This is a genomic window from Isoptericola sp. NPDC057191 (assembly GCF_042670225.1).
Lineage (GTDB): Bacteria > Actinomycetota > Actinomycetes > Actinomycetales > Cellulomonadaceae > Isoptericola.
This window is the reverse complement of sequence record NZ_JBHUWC010000253.1, coordinates 1-4,185: the sequence shown is the minus strand read 5'-3', so window position 1 is coordinate 4,185 and position 4,185 is coordinate 1. Positions and strand designations below refer to the sequence as shown.

The 4,185-nt window shown below is 71.9% G+C and carries 4 protein-coding genes; 1 reads left to right on the top strand and 3 read right to left on the bottom strand.

The features are described from left to right. Positions 1–128: 128 nt before the first annotated feature. The 3 genes from ACFT55_RS19275 to ACFT55_RS19265 form a co-directional block, all read right to left on the bottom strand. The gene (locus tag ACFT55_RS19275) at positions 129–1,394 is read right to left on the bottom strand and encodes an ABC transporter substrate-binding protein (RefSeq protein WP_380245462.1); all 1,266 of its coding nucleotides are present in this window, start codon (positions 1,392–1,394) and stop codon (positions 129–131) included. A 47-nt stretch (positions 1,395–1,441) separates the two neighbouring features. After that, positions 1,442–2,605: a DUF4185 domain-containing protein gene (locus ACFT55_RS19270; RefSeq protein WP_380245461.1), complete on the bottom strand. Its 1,164-nt coding sequence runs from the start codon at positions 2,603–2,605 to the stop codon at positions 1,442–1,444. 92 nt (positions 2,606–2,697) lie between these two features. Beyond that, on the bottom strand, positions 2,698–3,399 hold the full coding sequence (locus tag ACFT55_RS19265) for a FadR/GntR family transcriptional regulator (RefSeq protein WP_380245460.1): 702 nt from the start codon (positions 3,397–3,399) through the stop codon (positions 2,698–2,700). Positions 3,400–3,548: 149 nt separating this feature from the next. On the opposite strand from ACFT55_RS19265, the gene ACFT55_RS19260 reads away from it, so the two are divergent. Next, a complete protein-coding gene (locus ACFT55_RS19260; RefSeq protein WP_380245459.1) occupies positions 3,549–4,151 on the top strand; it encodes a DoxX family protein in 603 nt (200 codons plus the stop codon). The last annotated feature ends 34 nt before the right edge of the window (positions 4,152–4,185 follow it).

The window sequence follows — 4,185 nt, the reverse complement described above, 5'->3', positions numbered from 1 at the left end:
GGGGCGGGGGGGGGGGGTGCTGGGGGGGGGCGGGGGGGGGGGGGGGGGGGGGGTGTGGGGAGGCCTCTCCGGCGGGCGCCGGGGGGGGCCGGGGCCCCCCGGCGCCGCGACGAACGTGGTGCGCGGGCTCAGCCCTGGTCGGCCCAGTACTTGTCGGCCTCGTCCTGGAGGCGCTGCAGCCCCGGCTGCGGGTCGGGCGCGTTGGTCACGAAGTCGCCGAAGATCTCGGTCGACAGGGTGTAGACCGGCAGCGGGTTGGCCTCGAGGTAGCGCTGCTGGATCGTGTAGTCGCCGCCGTTGACCTGGTCCACCAGCTTCTGCAGCTCCGGGTCCTCGACCTTGACGTGCGGGTTGAAGGACACGTCGCCGCGCGAGGACGACCAGGCGCTCTGCGCGTCGTCGCTCATCCACCACGCGCTGTAGTCCAGCGCCTGCTGCTCGTGCTCCGACCCCTTCCCCACGCACAGCGGGCCGGTCTCCAGGACCATCTGGTTGCCCGAGGCCGGGTTCATGCTCGGCATGGTGAAGATGCCGTAGTCGTCGCCGGACTTCGCGCCCACGTCGGTCAGCTGGCCCGTGAGGAAGGTCCCGAAGTAGGCCATCGCGACGTCGCCGTTCTTGAGCATCGTCTGCGGGTCCGTCGTGACGCCCGGGTCGTTGTAGTAGCCGTCGTCGATCATCGACTTCCACTGGTCCATCACCTCGACGACCTTCGGGTCGAGGTAGGACGCGTCGCCGGTCTGCAGGCCCTGGTAGACGTCGGGCGCGTTCCCGGCGAGCAGCGCCTGGAACCAGGCGAACTCGAAGATGATGTTCATCTGGTGGAACGGCGTGACGCCCGCGGCCTTCAGCTTCTTCGCCGCGTCCATCATCTCCGCGAAGGTGGTCGGCACCTCGATGCCGTTGTCGGCGAAGACCTTCTTGTTGTAGTAGACGGCCCAGTACGCCACGTTCAGCGGCACGCAGTACTGCTTGCCGTCGTACGTGTAGTTGTCCTTCAGGCCCGGGGGCACGAGCCCGTCGGCCTCCGCCTTCGTCCACAGGTCGGTGGTCTCGGCGACCAGGCCCTGGTCGACGAGGTCGGCCAGCTGGCTGCCGGTGTGCCACGTGAACAGGTCGGGCACCTTCTTCGTGCGGAACGACTGCTTGATGAAGCTGTCGTACGCGGTGGCGTCGGAGTAGCCGGTGAAGTCCAGGGTGGTGCCCTGCGCCTTGGACGCGTCGTTCATGTCGTCGAAGCTGGGCTCCCAGGCGGCCTTGTCCGTGTAGAAGCCGAGCGTGACGTCGCCGCCGGCGTCGTCGCCGCCCCCGCCGCCGTCGTCGCTCGAGCAGGCCGCCAGGCCGAGAGCCAGGGACGCCACCGTGGCGCCGGCCAAGATCCGGGAACGCTTCATTCGTCTCACCTCGTCGTGATGGGTCATGGGTCGTAGGTCGTGGGTCGTCAGTGCTGGACGTCGAGCGTGATCTCGACGAACCGGGGGCGGTAGATCGACACGTCCGCGTACAGGTCGTCGGGGTCCACGGAGTTGACGTTGTAGGTCACCAGGAGCGTGTCGTCGTCGCGCAGCTCGGGGTGCTCGTGGGCGTTGTACGCGATGACGTCCGGGTCGCCGTAGGTGCCCCACGCGCCGACCTCGGGCATGCGGTGGATCGTCGCGCCGCCCGTGAACGGGCCGGTGGGCGAGCACGAGACGTACGCCTTGATCTCGTTGCTGAACGGCACCGACGTGTCCTGGGTGACCAGGAGCCAGCCGTCGCGGTAGGGCGTCACGCTGTACTCGTTCGCGACGCCGGACATCACCCGGGCGGACGCGGCCTCGTCGCGCACCCACCGCTCGCCGTCCCAGTAGCGCCAGCGCGCGGTGGCGGCGAGGTCGCCGCCGAGCACCTTGGCGACGTGCATGAACTTCTCGGCGCCGCGGTCCTCGACCCCGTAGACGAGGACGTCCCCGCCCGACCGCTGGTACCAGGACGCCCACTGGACACCGGCACCCGACGGCAACGGGTCCACCGAGGTCACCTGCCAGGTGTCGGTGTCGAGGGTCGCCACCGACGACCCGCTCCAGCCCCAGTCCCAGGTCCCGGTGCCGAACCGCGCGAACTCCAGCACGCCCACCTGCAGGTCGCCCGGCCGCGTCGTCAGGCCCGCGCCGAACCAGTGCCAGTCGCCGTCGGGGTCGGGGCCGACGATGCTCTCCGGCGCAGCGGGGGTGCCGCCCGTGACGGTCGAGAGCGTGTCACCGTCCTGGAGCACGATCGAGTTGTTGAGGAAGGGCGTGGTCTGCGGCCGGCTGCCGTCCGCCTCCACCGGCCCCAGGAAGGTGTCCGAGAAGATCCACGCCGACCTGCCGTCGCGCAGCGGGACGGAGTACGTGCTGTCCGCGCCCGTCCAGCCGGCGCCGGAGTCGCCGTAGGACGAGAACGTGTCCTGGAGCGGGGAGGGTGCCGTCGCCGTCGCCGTGACGGTGGCGCCGTCGAGCGAGCAGCTGTGCGCGGCCCCTGCAGGGGTCGCGGCCGCGGCGGGGACCGCGGTCGTGAGGCCGGCGGCCAGGGTGAGGCCGCACGCCAGCGTGGCAGCCAGGGCGTTCCTGCGTGTCGAGTCCATCGTCATCACTCCGTCGTGATCGTGGTGGTCCGTGGGTGGGCGTGACAGTGCGGTGCGGTGCGCTTGCGGTGGAGTGCGGTGCGGGCCGGTCGTCAGGGCTGCGCCGCAGCGATGGCGGCCACCACCTCGGTGAGGTGCGCGTGCATCAGGTCGGCGACGGCGTCCGGCCGGCCCTCGGTCACGAGACGCACCAGCTCGGCGTGCTCCTCGTAGTCGGACTCCGGGTCGCCGTGCAGCGCGAGGATCCGGCGCTGGTCCTCGGCGTGCAGCAGCAGGATGACGTCGAGCACCTCCGACAGGATCGTGTTCCCGGCGGCGTCCGCCACGGCTCGGTGCAGGTCGACGTTCACCCGCCAGAGCCGGTCCGCCCCGGTCTCGAGGCACTCGCGGGCCTCGGCCAGGAGGTCAGCCAGGCGGGCGAGCGCGGTGGGCTCGCGCACGACCGCCGCCTGGCGGGCGATGGCGGGCTCGATCACGGCGCGGGCCTGGATGAGCGTGATCAGGCGGTCCCGGTCGGCGGGCGGCGCGACCGCGTTGGGCAGGACGCTGCGGTGATAGTTCTCTCCGACGTAGATGCCGGAGCCGTGCCGGAAGGACAGGATCCCCATCCCCTCGAGCCGGCGCAGCGCCTCGCGCATCGTCGGCACCGCGACGCCGAACCGCGCCGCCAGGTCACGCTGCGGGCCGATGCGCTCGCCCGCGACGAGCCCCTCGTCGCCGATCAGCTGGATCACGGCGTCCGCGAGGGTCCCGCTGAGGGTGGGGCGCGGGACCTGCCCCGACTCCGTCGTCATGAGAAGTGATCTAATCACTTACTCACTGGAAGCGGAAGGGGTTACGACCGGGCGAAATCTGGGCCGCCCCGCATCGGCGGCCACGACGCGTCCTCTCTCCTGGGGCGGCCACCGTGGCCGCGCACCGACTCCCGGAAGAGAGCACCACCATGTCCGTCTCCACCTCGACCCACCGCAACGCCGCCGCACGCCGCACCGCCACGGCCCCGGCGTCCCCCGACAACGCGGCCCCGACGGCGGCGCAGGCCGCTCCCGTGCGCGACGTCGCGGGGCCGCGCCGGGTCGTCGAGCAGATGGCCCTGCGCGCCGACGTCGCCGTGACCGCCCTCGCGCGCTTCCTCACCCGGTGGTCGGTCCCCGCCCTGCGGGTGGCGCTCGGCCTCGTGTTCCTCGGCTTCGGGGTGCTGAAGTTCTTCCCCGGCGCCAGCCCTGCCGAGGAGATCGCCGCCCGCACCGTGGAGACCCTGACGTTCGGCCTGGTGCCGGGCGCTGCGGCCGTGCTCCTGACCGCCGTCATGGAGACCTTCATCGGCCTCACCCTGCTGTCCGGCCGGTTCCTGCGCGTGGGCCTCCTCGTCCTGGCCGTGGCGATGGTCGGCATCCTGTCCCCGGTCGCGCTCTTCGGCGACGAGCTGTTCGGCCACGGCATGACCCTGCTGGGCCAGTACGTGCTCAAGGACGTGGTCCTCGTCGCGGGCGCCGCCGTCGTCGCCGCCGGCGCTCTCGGAGCCCGGCTGCGGCTGGACGCCTGACGGCACGTGCGGCGCGCCCCGGCCGGTCTCCGGC

Bases quoted from the DNA above. Each gene is read 5' to 3' on its own strand.
- ACFT55_RS19265 (WP_380245460.1), bottom strand. From the start codon at position 3,399: ATGACGACGGAGTCGGGGCAGGTCCCGCGCCCCACCCTCAGCGGGACC.
- ACFT55_RS19275 (WP_380245462.1), bottom strand. From the start codon at position 1,394: ATGAAGCGTTCCCGGATCTTGGCCGGCGCCACGGTGGCGTCCCTGGCT.
- ACFT55_RS19270 (WP_380245461.1), bottom strand. From the start codon at position 2,605: ATGGACTCGACACGCAGGAACGCCCTGGCTGCCACGCTGGCGTGCGGC.
- ACFT55_RS19260 (WP_380245459.1), top strand. From the start codon at position 3,549: ATGTCCGTCTCCACCTCGACCCACCGCAACGCCGCCGCACGCCGCACC.